Origin of the sequence: Nocardia cyriacigeorgica, assembly GCF_005863245.1 — a bacterium.
Taxonomy (GTDB): domain Bacteria; phylum Actinomycetota; class Actinomycetes; order Mycobacteriales; family Mycobacteriaceae; genus Nocardia; species Nocardia cyriacigeorgica_C.
In genome coordinates this window covers 685,548-703,107 of sequence record NZ_VBUT01000003.1, presented here as the reverse complement: position 1 = coordinate 703,107, position 17,560 = coordinate 685,548, and the positions used below count along the sequence as shown (strand labels likewise).

Here is a 17,560-nt window from a genome sequence, read left to right as displayed (position 1 = left end):
TGCGTCAGAGGGACTTGCCGACGACGTCGATGAGGTCAGCGAGGCGGTTGGAGTAGCCCCACTCGTTGTCGTACCAGGACACGACCTTCACCTGGTTGTCGATGACCTTGGTCAGCGGCGCGTCGTAGATCGACGAATGCGGATCGGTGACGATGTCGCTGGACACGATCGGGTCCACGTTGTACTTCAGGATGCCCTTCAGCGGCCCCTCGGCGGCGGCCTTGAACGCGGCGTTGATCTCGTCGATGGTGGCGGGCTTGGCCAGGGTGGCGGTCAGGTCGGTGACCGAGCCGGTGGGCACCGGGACGCGCAGCGCGTAACCGTCGAGCTTGCCCTGCAGCTCGGGCAGCACCAGGCCGATGGCCTTGGCGGCGCCGGTGCCGGTGGGCACGATGTTGAGGGCGGCGGCGCGGGCGCGACGCAGGTCCTTGTGCGGCGCGTCCTGCAGGTTCTGGTCCTGGGTGTAGGCGTGGATGGTGGTCATCAGGCCCTGGACGATGCCGAACTCGTCGTTGAGGACCTTGGCCAGCGGGCCCAGGCAGTTGGTGGTGCACGAGGCGTTGGAGATGATGTTCTGGCTGCCGTCGTACTTGTCGTCGTTGACGCCCATCACGATGGTGATGTCCTCACCGGAGGCAGGCGCGGAGATGATGACCTTCTTGGCGCCGGCGGCCAGGTGACCCTTGGCCTTGGCGGCGTCGGTGAAGATGCCGGTGGATTCCACGACGATGTCGACACCCAGGTCGCCCCACGGCAGGGCCGACGGGCCCTCCTTGATGGCGAGCGCCTTGATCCGCTGGTCGCCGACCACGATGGTGTCGCCGTCGACGGACACATCCTGGGGCAGACGGCCCAGGATCGAGTCGTACTTCAGCAGCGTCGCCAGGGTGTTGATGTCGGTGAGGTCGTTGACCGCGACGATCTCGATGTCGGTGGTGCCGAGCGCCTTCTGCGCCTCGACCGCCCTGAAGAAGTTACGGCCGATACGACCGAAGCCGTTGATGCCTACCCGGACAGTCACGTTATCGCTCCTCAGCTTTTCAGCGGATTCATTCCGTCGCTACCTACAGTAGTGCCCGGCCGTGACCCCGCGGACATGCACCTCACGATTGCGAATCGGGCGAGGTGCGGTCGGCGGACGGCCGGACGCGGGCCGGTGGAACCGGCCCATTTACTCAGGCTTCGTCGAGCAGTTCGGCGGTCACCGCCGATTCGGTATCGGGCACGCCGATCTCCTTCGCGCGGCGGTCGGCCATCGACAGCAGCCGCCGGATACGCCCGGCCACAGCGTCTTTCGTCATCGGCGGATCGGCGAGCTGGCCGAGTTCCTCGAGCGAGGCCTGGCGATGCTGCACCCGCAACTTGCCCGCCGCGGCCAGATGGTCGGGCACCTCCTCACCGAGGATTTCCAGCGCCCGCTCCACCCGCGCGGCGGCGGCGACCGCGGCGCGCGCGGAGCGGCGCAGGTTGGCGTCGTCGAAGTTGGCCAGCCGGTTGGCGGTGGCCCGCACCTCCCGGCGCATCCGGCGTTCTTCCCAGGTCAGGCGGGTGTCCTGGGCGCCCATCCTGGTGAGCAGCGCGCCGATGGCCTCGCCGTCGCGCACCACCACCCGGTCGGTGCCGCGCACCTCGCGCGCCTTGGCCGAGATGCCGAGCCTGCGCGCCGCGCCCACCAGCGCCAGCGCCGCCTCCGGACCGGGGCAGCTGACCTCGAGCGCCGAGGAGCGTCCCGGTTCGGTGAGCGAGCCGTGCGCGAGAAACGCACCGCGCCAAGCGGCTTCGGCGTCACCGACACTGCCGCCGACCACCTGGGCGGGCAGCCCGCGCACCGGACGGCCGCGCACGTCGAGCAGGCCGGTCTGACGGGCCAGCGCCTCGCCCTCCTTCGACACCCGCACCACATAGCGCGAGGTCTTGCGCAGCCCGCCGGCACCGAGAACGTGCACGTCGGAGCCGTAACCGTAGAGCTCGAAGATTTCGCGTCGTAGCCTGCGGGCGATCGAGCCCATATCCACCTCGGCCTCGACGATCACCCGCCCGCCGACGATGTGTAGCCCACCGGCGAAGCGCAGCAGGGCGGACAGTTCCGCCTTGCGCGAACTCACCTGGGACACCGCGAGCCTGCTCAGCTCGTCCTTCACTTCGGCTGTCATCGCCACGAGACGCGCTCCTTTCCACCCAACCCGGACCGCACATCCTGACCCATGTGCCGTCCCTCGACTCGAAGCCCTGACATGGTCGGCCGAGGTTCCCGGATCAAACGATCCAGTGCGGCGGCAAGCTTTCCGGGATGGTGCCGGTCTGTTCCCGCGTCGGCGACATCGGAAAAGACTACCCGCGCTCGCAACTGTTCGGCCGCTCTTGCGACATGTTCACGCTCTCTGCCCTCGGGCACGCAGCCGGAATCGACCAGCACATCATCGACCGCGAAATCCGGTGCGTGCTGGGACAATACATGCAGATGGCGTTCGGCGGAGAATCCCGCGGTCTCCCCCGGCTCGGCGGCCAGATTCAGCACCAGCACCTTGCGCGCCCTGGTGTAGACCAGCGCGTCGCGCAGCTCGGGGACCAGCACATGCGGGATCACACTGGTGAACCAGGAGCCGGGGCCGAGCACCACCACATCGGCGTGTTCGATGGCCGAGGTGGCCTCCGGGCTCGCGGGCGGATCGGAGGGGATCAGCCGCACCCGCCGGACCTTGCCCGGCGTGGTCGCCACCGCCACCTGTCCGCGGATACACCTGCTCACACGCGGGTCGGCCTCCAGGCCGGACACGTCGGCCTCGATATCGAGGGCGATGGGCGACATCGGCAGCACCCGCCCGGTCACCCCGAGCAGCGCCGCGACCTGGTCGAGCGCCGCCACCGGATCCCCGAGCACCTCGGTGAGCCCGGCCAGGATCAGGTTGCCGACCGAATGCCCGGCCAGCGCGCCGGTGCCGCCGAAGCGATGCTGCACCGTGCGCGTCCACACGCCGTCGGCGTCGGCGGCCAGTGCCGCCAGCGCCATCCGCAGGTCACCCGGCGGAGGCACGCCCAGCTCGGCGCGTAATCGGCCGGAGGATCCGCCGTCGTCGGCCACGGTCACCACCGCGCTGATGCGGGCGGTCAGCCGCCGCACGGCGGTCAGCGTCGCGTACAAACCGTGCCCGCCACCGAGAGCGACGATGGCGGGGTTGGCATCCCATCCCGTCATTCGCGCCCCAGATCCCGGTGGACCACGCGCACCACGTCGACGACCCCGTCGGAGTCGGTGCGCAACGATTCGCCCAGCGCCTCGGCGATCGCCACGCTGCGGTGCCTGCCGCCGGTGCACCCCACTGCCACCGTCATGTATCGCTTCCCCTCTTGGCGGTAACCGTTCGTGACCAGGTCGAGCAGGTGATGGCAGGTACGCAGATAATCGTCCGCGCCGGGACGCGACAGCACGTACTCGCTGACCACCGACTCCTGTCCAGAATGTTCCCGCAGTTCCGGTATCCAGTGTGGATTGGGCAGAAAACGCACATCCAACACCATGTCGGCGTCCAGCGGTACCCCGTACTTGAAACCGAAGGACTGCACCGTCAGCTGCAAGGCGGCCGAGGCGCCGCCGCCATAGGCCTCCTCGAGCTTGCGGTGCAGCTGATGAATGGACAGCTCGGTGGTGTCGATGACGACGTCGGCGGCGGCCTTGACCGCCGAGAGCCGGATCCGCTCGGCCGCGATACCGGCCGACAGCGTGCCGTCGGCACTCTCGCTCTGCAACGGATGGCGGCGCCGGGCAAAACCGAACCGGCGGATCAGCACATCGTCGGAAGCTTCCAGGAACAACACCCTGGTCTTCACCCCGCGCTCACGCAGCTGCTCGGTGACCACCGACAGATCGCCGGTGAAGAACCGGCTGCGCACGTCCATGACCAGGGCCAATCGTCGGATCGGCGGATCGGCGGCGGCGCCGAGCTCGACCATGCGCCCGATCAGTTCGGGCGGCAGATTATCGGTGACGTACCAGCCGAGATCCTCGAGCACCTTGGCCGCGGTACCGCGACCCGCTCCGGACAAACCGGTCACCAGAACGACCTCTACCTGCGCACCGGCGGGCCCGCCGCGCGCTGCGGCGGGCCCGGGGGCATGGCCGCTGCTGTTCGATTCGACGCGTGTCATGTACCACCGGATCTGTTGTCTGGGTGCCTCTCGATCATCTCGCACCGAATTCGGTATCCGGTGCAGTTACACAACGTACGCGACCGGGGCTAATCTCCGCGCAAGGCGGCCAGCACCGCCTGCGCCGTGGCGACCCCGATACCGGGTACTTCGGTGATCTCCTCCACCGTTGCCTCCTTCAACTTGGCGACCGATCCGAAGTGCGTGACCAGCGCGGTTCGCCGGGCAGCGCCCAATCCGCGCACCGAATCCAGCGCCGAGGCCGTCATCCGGCGCGAGCGCTTGCTGCGGTGGAAGGTGATGGCGAAGCGGTGGGCCTCGTCACGCACCCGTTGCAGCAGGTAGAGCGCCTCGCTGGTGCGGGGCATGATCACCGGGTCCGGTTCGTTCGGCACCCACACCTCTTCCAGGCGTTTGGCCAGGCCGATCACCGCGACGTCGGTGATGCCGAGTTCATCGAGCACCTCGGCGGCGGCCGCGACCTGCGGTGCGCCGCCGTCGACGACGTAGAGGTTGGGCGGGTAGGCGAACTTGCGCGGTTTGCCGGTCGCGGGGTCGATCCCGGGGAGCGAGGTGGGCGCGTCGTCGATGTCGTCGGGCGGGGTGCCTTCGGGGGCGGTGGGGGTGTCGAGCTCGACCCGTTCGGCGGCGTCGCGTTCGCGGCGCAGCCGGCCGAAGCGGCGCCTGGTGACCTCGGCGATGCTGCCGACGTCATCGGATCGGCCCTCACCGGCGGCTTCCTTGATGGTGTAGTGCCGGTACTCGGATTTCCGGGGCAGGCCGTCCTCGAACACGACCAGCGAGGCGACCACATCGGTGCCCTGCACATGGCTGATGTCGACGCATTCGATGCGCAGCGGCGCGGTGTCCAGATCCAGGGCGTCCTGAATGTCTTGCAGCGCGGCCGATCTGGAGGTGAGATCGCCGGCGCGGCGCAGTTTGTGCTGGGCCAGGGCCTCCTGCGCGTTGCGCTGCACCGTCTCGGCCAGCGCCTTCTTGTCGCCGCGGCGCGGCACCCGCACCTGCACCGCAGAACCACGCAGCTGCGACAGCCACTGCTGCACCTGCTCCACATCGGCGGGAAGTTCGGGCACCAGCACCTCGCGCGGCACCACCGTCGGCTGTTCTTCGGCACCCTGGGCGGCGACGGCGGCCTGCTCACCGTAGAACTGGGTGAGGAACTGCTCCACCAGCGCCGCCATCTCGCCGCCGGCCTCGGGCACGTCGACGGCGTCGCCGGATTTGTCGACCACCCAGCCGCGCTGACCGCGGACCCGGCCGTCGCGCACGTGGAAGATCTGCACCGCCACCTCGAGCTCATCGGTGGCGAAGGCGATGACGTCGGCGTCGGTGCCGGTGCCGAGCACCACGGCCTGCTTCTCCAGCGCCCGGCGCAGCGCCTGCACGTCGTCGCGCAGGCGGGCGGCGGTCTCGAAGTCGAGGTCGTCGGCGGCGGCGTGCATGCGTCGTTCGAGGTCGCGGACCATGCGGTCGGTGCGCCCGGCCAGGAAGTCGCAGAAGTCCTCGACAATGCGGCGATGCTCGTCGGCGCTGACCCGGCCGATGCACGGCGCCGAGCATTTATCGATGTAGCCGAGCAGGCAGGGCCGTCCGATCTGGCTGTGCCGCTTGAACACTCCGTTGGAACAGGTGCGCGCGGGGAACACCCGCAGCAGCAGATCGAGGGTTTCCCGGATCGCCCAGGCGTGGGCGTAGGGCCCGAAGTAGCGGACCCCCTTCTTCCGCGCCCCGCGGTAGACGAACAACCGCGGGTATTCCTCGTTCAAGGTGACCGCCAGCACCGGGTACGACTTGTCGTCGCGGTAGCGGACGTTGAAGCGCGGATCGAACTCCTTGATCCAGTTGTATTCCAGCTGCAACGCCTCGACCTCGGTGGACACCACCGTCCACTCGACGCTCGCGGCGGTGGTGACCATCTGCCTGGTACGCGGGTGCAGCGAGGCGACGTCGGCGAAGTAGGAGTTCAGCCGCGAGCGCAGGCTCTTGGCCTTGCCGACATAGATGACGCGCCCGTAGGAATCCCGGAACTTGTACACACCGGGTTCGACGGGAATCGTGCCCGGCTTCGGCCGGTACGTCGCGGGATCTGCCACCCACCCAGCCTATCGACGCCCTCCGACAAACTCCGCCGTGGGAGCGTCACGCCGCCGGTCCGGCCGGCTGCCGGACTTCCCGTGTCGTCCGGCGGCCGTGACCGCCGCACTCAACCATTGTCGAGGTCAACGGCGGAGTCCGGAGGCAGGTCGATCGGGTCGGCCCGGCTTCCGGCGGGCGAATTCTCGGGGCTGGGATCGATCGCGGCACGTTCGCCCGCGGCAGCGGTTAAGGTCCGTTCATGACGCGCGCGCGACAGATTCGGACGGGAGCGGCCGTGGTTGCGGCGCTCGTGATCTCGCTGGCGGCCGGGTGTTCGGAGGAATCCGAGGGCACCGCGGCCTGCACGACGACGCCCAATGGGACTCCGCTCACCGCCGCACCCGCCACGCCCGGCGGTGCGACGACGACGCAGAACCTGAGCACCAATCCCGAGATCGCGTCCGGCTATCGCAGCGATATGACACCGGTGCGCACCTCGACCTACGCGGTGTCGACGGCGAATCCGCTGGCCACCCAGGCCGCCTGCGAGGTGCTGCGCGACGGCGGCACCGCGGCCGACGCGCTGATCACCGCGCAGACCGTGCTCGGGCTGGTCGAACCGCAGGCCTCCGGTATCGGCGGTGGCGCATTCCTGGTCTATTACGACGCCGCGAGCAAATCCGTGGAAGCCTATGACGGCCGCGAGACCTCGCCCGCCGCCGCGACCGAGAACTATCTGCGCTGGATCAGCGACACCGACCGCACCGAACCGAAACCGGATGCCCGCGCCAGCGGCCGCTCCATCGGCGTCCCGGGTGTGCTGCGCATGCTCGAACTCACCCATCGCGAACACGGCAAGACGCCGTGGGCGGACCTGTTCGACCCGGCGGTGTCGCTGGCCGACCGCGGCTTCGAGATCAGCCCGCGCCTGGCCGGCCAGATCGCCGAATCCGCGCCGAATCTCGCGGTGGACGAGGCCGCCAAGGCCTACTTCCTCAACCCCGACGGCTCCCCCAAACCGGCAGGTGAGGTCCTCACCAATCCGGCGATGTCGAAGACGTTGAACGCCATCGCCACCGACGGCGCCGACGCCTTCTACACCGGCGCCATCGCCCAGGACGTGGTCGAGGCCGCCACCTCCGGCTCCGGCGGCCGGACCCCCAGCCTCATCACCGCCGAGGACTTGGCGAACTACCAGCCGAAGAAGCGCACCGCGCTGTGCACCGACTACCGCGAGCACGAGATCTGCGGTATGCCCGCGCCGTCGTCGGGTGGGATCACCGTCGCCGCCACGCTCGGCATCCTGGCCAACTTCGATCTGGCCGCGATCGGTCCGGACAACGTCGACCGCAATGGTGGTAAGCCGAAAGCCGAAGCGGTGCACCTGATCTCCGAGGCCGAGCGACTGGCCTACGCCGACCGCAACAAGTACGTCGCCGACACCGATTTCGTGCCTCTGCCGGGCAATTCGCCCGAGACGCTGGTGAACCCCGAATACCTGAAGGGCCGGGCCGCGCTGATCGATCCCGGCCGCAGCATGGGGACCGCGCAACCCGGCGATTTCGGTCCGGTGCCGGTCGGTGTGGGCCCGCAGCCGCCCGAACACGGCACCAGCCAGATCTCCATCGTCGACTCCTACGGCAATGCCGCCGCCATGACCACCACCGTGGAATCGGCCTTCGGCTCGTTCCACATGGTCGACGGATTCATCCTCAACAACCAGCTCACCGACTTCTCCGCCGAACCCGTGGGCGAGGACGGGATGCCGCTGGCCAACCGGGTCGAGCCCGGTAAGCGCCCGCGCAGTTCGATGAGCCCGACGCTGGTCTTCGCCGATGCCGCCGACGGTTCACGCGGCGAGCTCACTCATGTCGCCGGCTCGCCCGGCGGGTCGGTGATCATCCAGTTCGTGGTGAAAACGCTGGTCGGCATGCTGGATTGGGGCCTGGACCCGCAGCAGGCGATTTCGGCGGTGTCGTTCGGGTCGGCGAATACGCCGGTCACCGGGGTCGGCGGCGAGCATCCGGCGATCGACGCGAGCGATGACGGCGCGCACGATCCGCTGGTGGTGCGCCTTCGCGAACTCGGGCATCAGGTGTCGGTGGCGCCGCAAACGAGCGGTCTGAGCGTGGTCCGCCGCGACGGCGACGGCTGGATCGGTGGCGCGGACCCGCGTCGGGAGGGTGAAGTTCTCGGCGACACCCGCTGATTCGGCCGGATGCCGCGTCGATCGCCGTTGACTTTCGCGCCCGGCGATCGGCGCGGCGGTCCGTGCGAACCTCGCTTGTCCGGCTGACCTGCCGGCGCCCGATCGTGCGGGCCGACCGACCGCGGCGTCGTCGCGCACCCGGCTGAGTTCCGCGCCGACACAGCGCCGGCGGGGGCACTTTCGGTCGTATCGCTCTTCGATGCCGTGAAGCCACGGCCTATCCACCCCGCCCCGCAGGACCTGGCTGAGCCAGGCTGCGACCACGGGCGCTCGTCAGTCGGTGGAACCGCTGTACTTCGCCCCTAGTTCGCGCAGCCGCTCGAGCGCGTCGGCGGCGTACTCCTTGTCATTGGAACGAATGGCGAGCATCGGGACGTAATCGTCGTCGACCAGTTCCAGCCGCGCCCAGGATTTCCGGTCCGGGAACGAAACCCCGCGGATGTATTTCCACGGAAACTCGTTGTCGCCGAGCACATTGCGGACCACCACACCCTTGGGCCCGACTCGCACGCGTGGACGGGTCAGCAGCAGCACCGCGCACGCGCCGAGCACACCGATCCCCGCCATGGCGAACTGATCGAGCACCCGGAAATGCACGCCGGTCGACCCCACCCGCAGGAAAACCCCGGCGGCGGTGAACGCGATCACCAGCAGCACCGCGACGATCACCGCGGTACGCCGAGCCCGGCGCGGGCGCACCTCGAGATCCCAGACCGGCTGCTCGGTGGCCGATCCGGCCGGTGCCGGGCCCGCGTTCCTGCGCCAGATCCGAACGACGGGCATCGGCTAGTTCGACCCGCGCAGCGACCGCAGGGTCAGCGCGGCGTCCAGGGCGGCGGCGCAGGCCTGCTCACCCTTGTCCTCCGCGGAACCGGGCAGCCCGGCCCGGTCCAGCGCCTGCTTCTCGTTGTTGGTGGTGAGCACACCGTTGGCGACCGGGGTGCTCTCGTCGAGCGAGACCCGGGTCAGACCGGCGGTGACCGCGTCGCAGACGTACTCGAAATGCGGTGTGTCGCCACGGATCACCACACCGAGCGCGACCACGGCATCATGGGTGCGGGCGAGCTCCTGGGCCACCACCGGCAGCTCCATCGCGCCGGCGCAGCGCACCACCGTCACCTCGCGCACACCGGCCTCCTTGGCCACGCGTTCGGCATTGGCGACCAGGGTGTCGCAGATCTGGGTGTGCCAGCGCGAGGCGACGATGCCGAGCTTCAGCTCTTTGGCATCCTCGAGCGCGAAAGTGGGTACGCCGGTACCGCTCATCGGTTCTCGCCTTTCCGTCCGGCCGGATTCACTGTGCGGTCTCTCCCAGATCCAGATCGTCAAGGCCGATCAGGTCGTGACCCATGCGGTCGCGCTTGGTGCGCAGGTACCGCAGGTTCTCGGCATTGGCGCGCACCGGCATCGGCACCCGCTCGGTGATCCGCAGCCCGTAACCGTCGAGGCCGACACGCTTGGCCGGATTGTTGGTCAGCAGCCGCATCGAACGGATGCCGAGATCGACCAGGATCTGCGCGCCGGTGCCGTAGTCACGGGCGTCGGCGGGCAGGCCGAGCTCGATGTTCGCGTCGACGGTGTCGTGGCCGGAATCCTGGAGCTGGTAGGCCTGCAATTTGTGCATCAGGCCGATGCCGCGGCCTTCGTGCCCGCGCATGTAGAGGACGACGCCGCGACCCTCGGCCGCCACCATCTCCAGCGCGGCGTCCAGCTGCGGACCGCAATCACAGCGCAGCGAACCGAACACGTCACCGGTCAGGCATTCCGAATGCACCCGCACCAGCACGTCGTCTCCGTCGAGGATGTCGCCACGGACCAGCGCCACATGCTCGACCTCGTCGTAGATGCTCTGGTAGCCGACCGCGGTGAACTCGCCGTGCACCGTGGGGATGCGGGCCTCGGCCACGCGCACCACGTGCTTTTCGTGCTTGCGCCGCCAGGCGATCATGTCGGCGATGGAGATCAGCGCGAGCTCGTGCTCGTCGGCGAAGACGCGCAACTCCTCGGTGCGGGCCATATGCCCGTCGTCCTTCTGGCTGACGATCTCGCAGATCACACCGGCCGGACGCAGCCCGGCCATCCGCGCCAGATCGACCGCGGCCTCGGTGTGGCCGGGCCTGCGCAGCACGCCGCCGTCCTTGGCGCGCAACGGCACCACGTGGCCGGGCCGGGTGAAATCGTCGGCCTTGGCGTCGGCGTCGGCGAGCAGCCGGATGGTGGTGGCGCGGTCGGCGCCGGAGATGCCGGTGCTGACGCCTTCCTTGGCGTCGACCGACACCGTGTAGGCGGTGCCGTGCTTGTCCTGGTTCAGCGCGTACATCGGCGGCAGGCCGAGGCGGTCGCAGTCCTCACCGGTGAGGGGCACACAGATGTAGCCCGACGTGTAGCGGATCATGAACGCCATCAGCTCCGGGGTGGCCTTCTCGGCCGCGAAGATGAGGTCGCCCTCGTTCTCCCGGTCCTCGTCGTCGACGACGACAACCGCCTTACCGGCGGCGATATCGGCGACTGCGCGCTCGATGCTGTCGAACCTGGTCACGTCTGTTGTGCTCCATCTCGAATAAGGTGCCACCCCACACTACTGGGTCGGAAGTGTCACTCCGGAGGCAGTGGTCCGCCTGGTGGACGGTGTGGTCAGCCGCGTTGCTGGAGGCGTTCGACGTACTTGGCGATGACGTCGACCTCCAGGTTGACCAGGGTGCCGGGCGCGGCGGTGCCGAGGTTGGTCATCGACAGGGTGGTCGGGATGAGCGAGACCTCGAACCAGTCGCGGTTGCCGTCGGCGGCGGGGGTGTCGGAGACGCCGAGTCCGGAGACCGTCAGCGAGATGCCGTCGACGGTGATGGAGCCCTTCTCCACGACGTACTTCGCGATGGCGTCCGGCAGCGAGATGCGCACGACCTCCCAGTTCTCCGACGGGGTCCGCGCGAGCACGGTGCCGGTGCCGTCGACGTGGCCCTGCACCAGGTGCCCGCCGAGGCGGCTGTTCAGCGCGGCGGCCCGTTCCAGATTCACCTTGTCGCCCGCACTGAGCCCGCCGATGCTGGAGCGGTTGAGGGTTTCGGCCATCACGTCCACGGTGAAGGAATCGCCGTCGATCACGTCGACGACGGTCAGGCACACACCGTTGACGGCGATGGAGTCGCCGTGGCCGGCATCGGAGGTCACCAGCTTGCCCCGGATCGTCAACCGCGCGGCGTCGGCCAGCTGCTCGGTGGCGACGATCTCGCCCAGCTCCTCGACGATGCCTGTGAACATGCCTGACTCCCTGTCGCGTGTGGTCTTCCGGTTGCGGAACGGTCGTGACCGGGATCGGTATTCCCGATGGCCGTGCCGTGCTCGTGATCGAAGCCTAATGAGCGGGGTCGGGCGCGGTGAGCTCGGCCGCGCCGGTCGCGGGTCGGTCCTCGGGTGCGGCGGCCGGTGTCGCATCGACTCGCCGACCGATGCCACGCCGGACGACGAGCCCGTGACACGCCGTCGAATCCGACCGCCGGGCCGTGTCATCGCTGCTCTGCGGGCACCGATTATTTTCTCACGCCATATTGTCTATCGGTATTCAGAAAAATACCGTTCGTTCGGTCCGTAGCCTTTGTTGCACCGCATTTTCCGAAACGCACAGAAGAATGTCATCCGGCGCCCGTAGGGTCGGTGCCCGGCCGAGACATCGCCGAAACATGAATTTCCGCAATCGCTTGCACGAGGGCCGAGATTGTCGCAAAATTGTTATGTAGCCGACTCCGACCGTTCAACAGCACCGGCTTATCCGTACGGCAGAGTGACAACGGACGGCAGAGTCCTACACGGCAGTTCGATCTCGGCACGCCACACGTGACACCTCACCACCGACCAGCGCACCCGCCCACCGGACACATGGATACCGCACACGATAAACCGTTGCGCAACAATCCATTCCGGTATTCGGCAGCATGCGCCCGGCCGACGACGCCACGAGGCCGATCGCGCGGCGGCGCCACCACACAACAAGGCATATCCACCACTCGAGGAAGCCGAAAGATCACCGTGGACAGAATCGAGATCGACGCGGACACCGAACCCGTCGATCAGCACACATCCACCAGCGAAAACCACACCACCGGGGGTGCGGCGTGACCACGCTCGTCGATTTCACACTGGAAAACCGCTGCGTCAGCTATCGGCGCGAATTCCAGTTCCCAGCCGTCATCGACCCCACCTCACGACGCATACTCCTGAAAATGGGCGCCCGCTACGGCGCCATCACCATGCCCGCCGAACTCGGCGAACAAGTACAGCAACGGCTGCGCCTGGCAGGCATCGCGGGCCCCGTCGTCGCCCACCCACGCGCCCGACGCTGGACCTTCCTCACCGGACCCACCCGGCCCGACAGCCTCAGCGCCGCCGAATCAGCCGAACTCTTCCGCCTCTACGCCACCGTCGCCAGCGCGGGCAGCCACATCGTGCTGCCCTCCCCCGACGACGAACGCACCGGCTACCGCAGCTGGGTGCAGGCCCCCGAAAGCGGCACCGACCGGCCACCGCAAAGCGCCGTCATCGAAGCCACCCGGGCACTCGGCACCCGCACCATCAGCCGGGGATAAACAGCAACCCGTTCAGCGCGCCCACACCGTGGCGGCCTGCCTGCGCAGCGTCTCCACGGTGGCGCCGGGATCAGCGGTGTTGTAGACCGCCGAACCCGCGACGAAACAATCGATACCCGCCGCGGCGGCCTGCTCGATGGTGTCGGCATTGATACCGCCATCGATCTCCACCACCAGCCGCAACTCACCCGAATCCACCAGACGGCGCACCGTGCGGGCCTTGTCCAGCACATGCGGAATGAACGACTGCCCGCCGAAACCGGGCTCCACGCTCATCACCAGCAGCGTGTCGAAATCACGCAGGATCTCCAGATACGGCTCGATCGGGGTATTCGGCTTCACCGACAGCCCCGCCTTCGCCCCCGCCGCCCGGATATCGCGCGCCACCGCCACCGGATCATCGGTGGCCTCCGCGTGGAAGGTCACGTTGTACGCGCCCGCCTCGGCATACGGCGGCGCCCACCGGCCCGGATCCTCGATCATCAGATGGCAGTCCAGCGGAATGTCGGTGGCCTTCAACAGGCTCTCCACCACCGGCAACCCCAGGGTCAGATTCGGCACGAAATGCGCATCCATCACATCGACATGCAACCAATCGGCAGTGGACACGGCATTCGCCTCGTCCGCGAGATGAGCGAAATCGGCGGACAGGATCGACGGAGCGATCATCGGGGACTCGGGGCGGGAGAACGTCGGCGTGGACACAAGGCGGGAGTTTAACCGGCGGGCGCCGCGACTGCGGGGCGGGTCACAGCCGCGGTTGGGTTGCCGCGGCCCGGAGTGGGTAGCCTCATGGCGTGATCAACATTTCGGCGGAACAGGGGCTCTACAGCACCCCGGTGGAGATTCGGGTCGCTGCATCGGTCAGTCAGTTGCCGATCGTGCGCGGGCTCGCCGAAACACTGGTCCTGCTCAGTGATTTCACCCTGGACGAAGTGGCCGACATCCGGCTGGCCGTGGACGAGGTGTGCTCGACCCTGATCGCGGTCGCCGCACCCGAGAGCAGCCTGCACTGCCGATTCACCGTGGGCGACCTCGAACTGCAGGTGCGGGTCTCCGGTGTCGCCGCCGAAGAAGGCCTGCCCGACCAGCGCAGCTTCGGCTGGCATGTGCTGCGCACCCTCACCGATTCGGTGGAAGCCACCCAGGAGCCCTTCGATCCGGCCGTCTCCGGGTACCCCACGACGGTCGAATTCCGTCGCGTCCGGGGGAAGGCGTAGTGCGCGACGAGGACACCGTGCTCGACCCCGCAGACAACGACGGTGCTCCCGAGACGACCGACCAGCCCGAACCCACCGGCACCACCGACCAGACCCCCGACGACGCCGAGCAGCCCACCGACGACGCCGAGGAAACGATCGAAACTGCGAGCCAGGTATCCGGCTACGACGACGTCGCGGCGCTGTTCACCCGGTTGGCCGCCACCGAATCCGGTACCGACGCCTACACCACGCTGCGCGACGAACTGATCAACCGGTGCATCCCGCTCGCCGACCACATCGCCCGCAAGTTCAGCGGACGCGGTGAACCGTTCGACGACCTCACCCAGGTCGCGCGCGTCGGGCTGGTGCACGCCGTCGACCGGTTCGACGTCGAACGCGGCTCGAACTTCCTGTCCTTCGCCGTGCCCACCATCATGGGCGAGGTCCGCCGCTACTTCCGCGACAACACCTGGGCGATGCGGGTGCCGCGACGGGTCAAGGAAACCCACCTGCGCATCGGCGCCGCGGTCGACTCGCTCTCCCAGACGCTGGGCCGCTCCCCCACCGCCAAGGAGATCGCCGCCGAACTCGACGTCGACCCCGACGAGGTCACCCAGGCCGTCATCGCGGGCAACGCCTACCAGCCCACCTCCATCGACGCCGCCTCGGCCGGACGCGATACCGACGCCTCGCTGCTCGACACCCTCGGCGAAGAGGAATCCCAGTTCGACCGGGTGGAGGAATACGTCGCCATCCGCCCGCTGCTGGACGGGCTGCCCGAACGCGAGCGCCGCATCCTCACCATGCGGTTCTTCGAATCCATGACCCAGACCCAGATCGCGCAGCAGATGGGGATCTCGCAGATGCACGTCTCGCGCATCCTGGCGAAAACCCTTGCCCGGCTGCGCGAGCAGTCCTCGCGGGAATAGGTGCCGGTCAGCCGGTGCGTTGGCGTTCCTTGCGCATCTTCGCCGGCGCCGACAGCCACCAGGCCGCGTCCAGCAGTTCCCGCAGCTGATCGAGGTCGACGCGGTCGAGGTCGATAAGGATGTAGGGATAGCCGTCGTAATGCGGGGTGGTGTAGTACGCGGGATCACCCGAGGCCAGCAAGGCTTCCTTCTCCTCGGGATGACACAACAGCACCAGCCCGCCCTCGGCTTCCACCCGCAACCGCGCGAAACTCTTCTTACCCACCTTCAACGCGGGCCCACGCCACCAGGTCGACTCCTCGACCCCCGGTAGCTGCGTCGCCAACGCCACCACACCCGCCCAATCGATCGCCATACCGTTCAGTGTGCGCCCGGGGTGGTCGTGCGGCTTGGACGAATGTCGCACGCAGCGGCGGGTGGCGCTGTCCTCGCCGACGGCGCCCACCCGAGCCCGGGTGCGAACCCCTCCTACCGCGGTTTCTGGAGCGCCGCCAGGAACATCGCGTCGGTGCCGTGGCGGTGCGGCCAGAGTTGGGCGCCGGGGCCGGGGCCGAGGTCGGGGACGCCGGGGACCAGTTCGCGGGTGTCGAGCTGGATGGCGCCGGTGCGGCGGACGGCGTCGGCCACCACCGCCACGGTTTCCGGCAGGTGCGGTGAGCAAGTCGAATAGACCACCACACCGCCGGGGCGCAGCAGCTCCCAGGCGGCGGCCAGCAGTTCGCGTTGCAGGACGACCAGTTCGGCGACGTCGGCGGGGGTGCGGCGCCAGCGCGCTTCCGGGCGGCGGCGCAGGGCACCCAGGCCGGTGCAGGGCGCGTCGACCAGGATGCGGTCGTATCCCGGAGTCAGCCCGCTGTCGCGGCCGTCGGCCACGTGCACCCGAACCGGGAGGTCGGCGGTGGCCTTGCGGACGAGTTCGGCGCGGTGTTCGGCCGGCTCCACCGCGTCCACCTGGAATCCGTCGATGGCGGCGAGAGCGCCGAGCAGTGCCGCTTTACCGCCGGGGCCCGCGCACAGGTCGAGCCAGCGGCCGTTGTCGGGACCGTCGAGCGCGGCGCGGGTGAGGGCGAGCGCGACCAGCTGGCTGCCCTCGTCCTGCACGGCGGCCATGCCTTCGCGCACCGGCTCCAGCTTGCCGGGATCACCGCCCTCCAGGTACACCGCGTATGGCGACCAGCGGCCCTCCTCCCCGCCGGTGACCAGGGCCAGTTCCTCGGCGGTGATATCGCCGGGCCTGGCCACCAGATGCACTGCGGGGCGGGCGTCGTCCGCGGCGAGGGCGTCACCGAGTTCGGCCGCGGCGGCGCCGAGCGCGTCGGCGAAGGCCTGCGCGATCCACGTCGGATGCGCGTATTCGAACGCCAGATGGCCGATCGGGTCGCGCGGGGCGAGCAGCTCGATCCATGCGGCGGTGTCCCGCTCCCCTGCTCGTCGCAGCACCGCATTGACGAAACCGGCTTTGCCCGCGCCGAATTCGGCTCGCGCCAGCGCCACCGAGGTATCCACCGCGGCGTGTGCGCCGATGCGGGTGCGCAGCAACTGGTAGACGCCGAGCCGCAGGATGTCGAGCAGCGGACCGTCGATATCGGCCACCTCGCGTCCCGCGCATTCGGCGATCACCGCATCCAGCACACCCTGCGCACGGCACGCGCCGTACCCGAGTTCGGTAGCCAGCGCCGCATCCCGGCCCTCGAGCCTGCGTTCGCGCAACAGCCCGGGCAGTACAAGGTTCGCGTAGGCGTCGCGTTCCCGCACCGCACGCAAGGTCTCCAGCGCGACCTCCCGCGCCGGATCGACCGACGGCCGCCGTCCACCGCGATCCTGCGTGCGTCCACCAGTCGAGCCCCGCGAGCCACCACCGCTTCGGCGGTCGATCGAACCGGCCTGCGGTGCACCGCGCCCGCGACCAGAGCTGCCGGAAGCGCGGCGGTCACCGGACCGCTCACCCGCCCCCGACCCACTACCGGACCCACCTGGTGCACCACCACGACCCGGACCGCCCGGTCCACGGTGCACACCGGCCTGCGATCCTCCACTCGACCCACGAGAACCACGGTCGCCGAAACGTTCCCCGCCCCGCGACGGACCCCGCTCGCCACCCGAGCCGCCCGAACCACGGCGGTCACCCGCCTGCGATCCGCGCCCACCCTCACCGGAACCACGCCGATCACCGGTACGCTCGCCCGCTTGCGACCCTCCACGAGAACCACGGTCACCGAAACGTTCCGCCGCCTGCGATGAACCGCGCTCGCCGCCCGAACCACTCCGGTCACCCGGACGACCGCCCGCCGGCGATCCTCCACTCGGTCCGCGAGTACCACGTTCACCGAAAGGTTCTCTGGCCCGCGAGGCGCTCCGCTCGCCACCCGTGCCCCCCGAACCACGCCGGTCACCTGA

The 17,560-nt window shown here is 68.9% G+C and carries 16 protein-coding genes; 4 read left to right on the top strand and 12 right to left on the bottom strand.

Annotation, left to right across the window (positions count from 1 at the left end; translation table 11 throughout):
* Positions 1 to 4: 4 nt before the first annotated feature.
* From gap to uvrC, 5 genes are all read right to left on the bottom strand, one after another.
* Positions 5 to 1,021 (bottom strand): type I glyceraldehyde-3-phosphate dehydrogenase, encoded by a 1,017-nt coding sequence (gene gap / locus FEK34_RS09820; RefSeq protein ID WP_138447473.1) that lies wholly within the window; start codon positions 1,019 to 1,021, stop codon positions 5 to 7.
* 154 nt (positions 1,022 to 1,175) lie between these two features.
* Positions 1,176 to 2,159, bottom strand: coding sequence for a DNA-binding protein WhiA (gene whiA / locus FEK34_RS09815; RefSeq protein WP_138447472.1), 984 nt, complete (start codon positions 2,157 to 2,159; stop codon positions 1,176 to 1,178).
* A complete protein-coding gene (locus tag FEK34_RS09810) occupies positions 2,150 to 3,196 on the bottom strand; it encodes a gluconeogenesis factor YvcK family protein (protein ID WP_138447471.1) in 1,047 nt (348 codons plus the stop codon). The genes whiA and FEK34_RS09810 overlap by 10 nt, the downstream gene beginning before the upstream one ends.
* Positions 3,193 to 4,146, bottom strand: coding sequence for an RNase adapter RapZ (gene rapZ / locus FEK34_RS09805; protein ID WP_036537792.1), 954 nt, complete (start codon positions 4,144 to 4,146; stop codon positions 3,193 to 3,195). Before rapZ ends, FEK34_RS09810 begins: the two co-directional genes overlap by 4 nt.
* A gap of 89 nt (positions 4,147 to 4,235) precedes the next feature.
* A complete protein-coding gene (gene uvrC, locus FEK34_RS09800) occupies positions 4,236 to 6,260 on the bottom strand; it encodes an excinuclease ABC subunit UvrC (RefSeq protein ID WP_138447470.1) in 2,025 nt (674 codons plus the stop codon).
* A 242-nt stretch (positions 6,261 to 6,502) separates the two neighbouring features.
* Here uvrC and FEK34_RS09795 point away from each other — a divergent pair, with 242 nt between their 5' ends.
* Positions 6,503 to 8,452 carry a gamma-glutamyltransferase family protein gene (locus FEK34_RS09795; RefSeq protein WP_138447469.1) on the top strand — a complete coding sequence of 650 codons (1,950 nt, stop codon included), beginning with the start codon at positions 6,503 to 6,505 and terminating at the stop codon, positions 8,450 to 8,452.
* 273 nt (positions 8,453 to 8,725) lie between these two features.
* On the opposite strand, the gene FEK34_RS09790 is transcribed toward FEK34_RS09795, so the two are convergent.
* From FEK34_RS09790 to FEK34_RS09775, 4 genes are all read right to left on the bottom strand, one after another.
* On the bottom strand, positions 8,726 to 9,235 hold the full coding sequence (locus tag FEK34_RS09790) for a PH domain-containing protein (RefSeq protein WP_249358912.1): 510 nt from the start codon (positions 9,233 to 9,235) through the stop codon (positions 8,726 to 8,728).
* A gap of 3 nt (positions 9,236 to 9,238) precedes the next feature.
* A complete protein-coding gene (gene ribH, locus FEK34_RS09785) occupies positions 9,239 to 9,718 on the bottom strand; it encodes a 6,7-dimethyl-8-ribityllumazine synthase (RefSeq protein WP_014351705.1) in 480 nt (159 codons plus the stop codon).
* 28 nt (positions 9,719 to 9,746) lie between these two features.
* On the bottom strand, positions 9,747 to 10,991 hold the full coding sequence (locus FEK34_RS09780) for a bifunctional 3,4-dihydroxy-2-butanone-4-phosphate synthase/GTP cyclohydrolase II (protein ID WP_130917023.1): 1,245 nt from the start codon (positions 10,989 to 10,991) through the stop codon (positions 9,747 to 9,749).
* Between the two features lie 95 nt (positions 10,992 to 11,086).
* Positions 11,087 to 11,710, bottom strand: coding sequence for a riboflavin synthase (locus tag FEK34_RS09775; protein ID WP_138447468.1), 624 nt, complete (start codon positions 11,708 to 11,710; stop codon positions 11,087 to 11,089).
* Positions 11,711 to 12,561: 851 nt separating this feature from the next.
* On the opposite strand from FEK34_RS09775, the gene FEK34_RS09770 reads away from it, so the two are divergent.
* Complete coding sequence (locus FEK34_RS09770; protein WP_138447467.1) at positions 12,562 to 13,032, top strand: hypothetical protein; 471 nt, start codon at positions 12,562 to 12,564, stop codon at positions 13,030 to 13,032.
* A 12-nt stretch (positions 13,033 to 13,044) separates the two neighbouring features.
* On the opposite strand, the gene rpe is transcribed toward FEK34_RS09770, so the two are convergent.
* The gene (gene rpe, locus FEK34_RS09765; RefSeq protein WP_138447591.1) at positions 13,045 to 13,701 is read right to left on the bottom strand and encodes a ribulose-phosphate 3-epimerase; all 657 of its coding nucleotides are present in this window, start codon (positions 13,699 to 13,701) and stop codon (positions 13,045 to 13,047) included.
* A gap of 128 nt (positions 13,702 to 13,829) precedes the next feature.
* Between rpe and FEK34_RS09760 the strand changes: the two genes are divergently transcribed.
* Together FEK34_RS09760 and FEK34_RS09755 are read left to right on the top strand one after the other, a co-directional pair.
* Positions 13,830 to 14,252 carry an ATP-binding protein gene (locus FEK34_RS09760; RefSeq protein ID WP_138447466.1) on the top strand — a complete coding sequence of 141 codons (423 nt, stop codon included), beginning with the start codon at positions 13,830 to 13,832 and terminating at the stop codon, positions 14,250 to 14,252.
* Positions 14,252 to 15,163: an RNA polymerase sigma factor SigF gene (locus tag FEK34_RS09755; RefSeq protein ID WP_138447465.1), complete on the top strand. Its 912-nt coding sequence runs from the start codon at positions 14,252 to 14,254 to the stop codon at positions 15,161 to 15,163. The genes FEK34_RS09760 and FEK34_RS09755 overlap by 1 nt, the downstream gene beginning before the upstream one ends.
* 7 nt (positions 15,164 to 15,170) lie before the next feature.
* Here FEK34_RS09755 and FEK34_RS09750 read toward each other — a convergent pair whose 3' ends face one another.
* The gene (locus FEK34_RS09750; protein ID WP_138447464.1) at positions 15,171 to 15,518 is read right to left on the bottom strand and encodes an MmcQ/YjbR family DNA-binding protein; all 348 of its coding nucleotides are present in this window, start codon (positions 15,516 to 15,518) and stop codon (positions 15,171 to 15,173) included.
* Between the two features lie 113 nt (positions 15,519 to 15,631).
* Positions 15,632 to 17,038, bottom strand: a complete 1,407-nt coding sequence (locus tag FEK34_RS09745) for an RsmB/NOP family class I SAM-dependent RNA methyltransferase (RefSeq protein WP_138447590.1) — start codon at positions 17,036 to 17,038, stop codon at positions 15,632 to 15,634.
* Positions 17,039 to 17,560 lie beyond the last annotated feature (522 nt).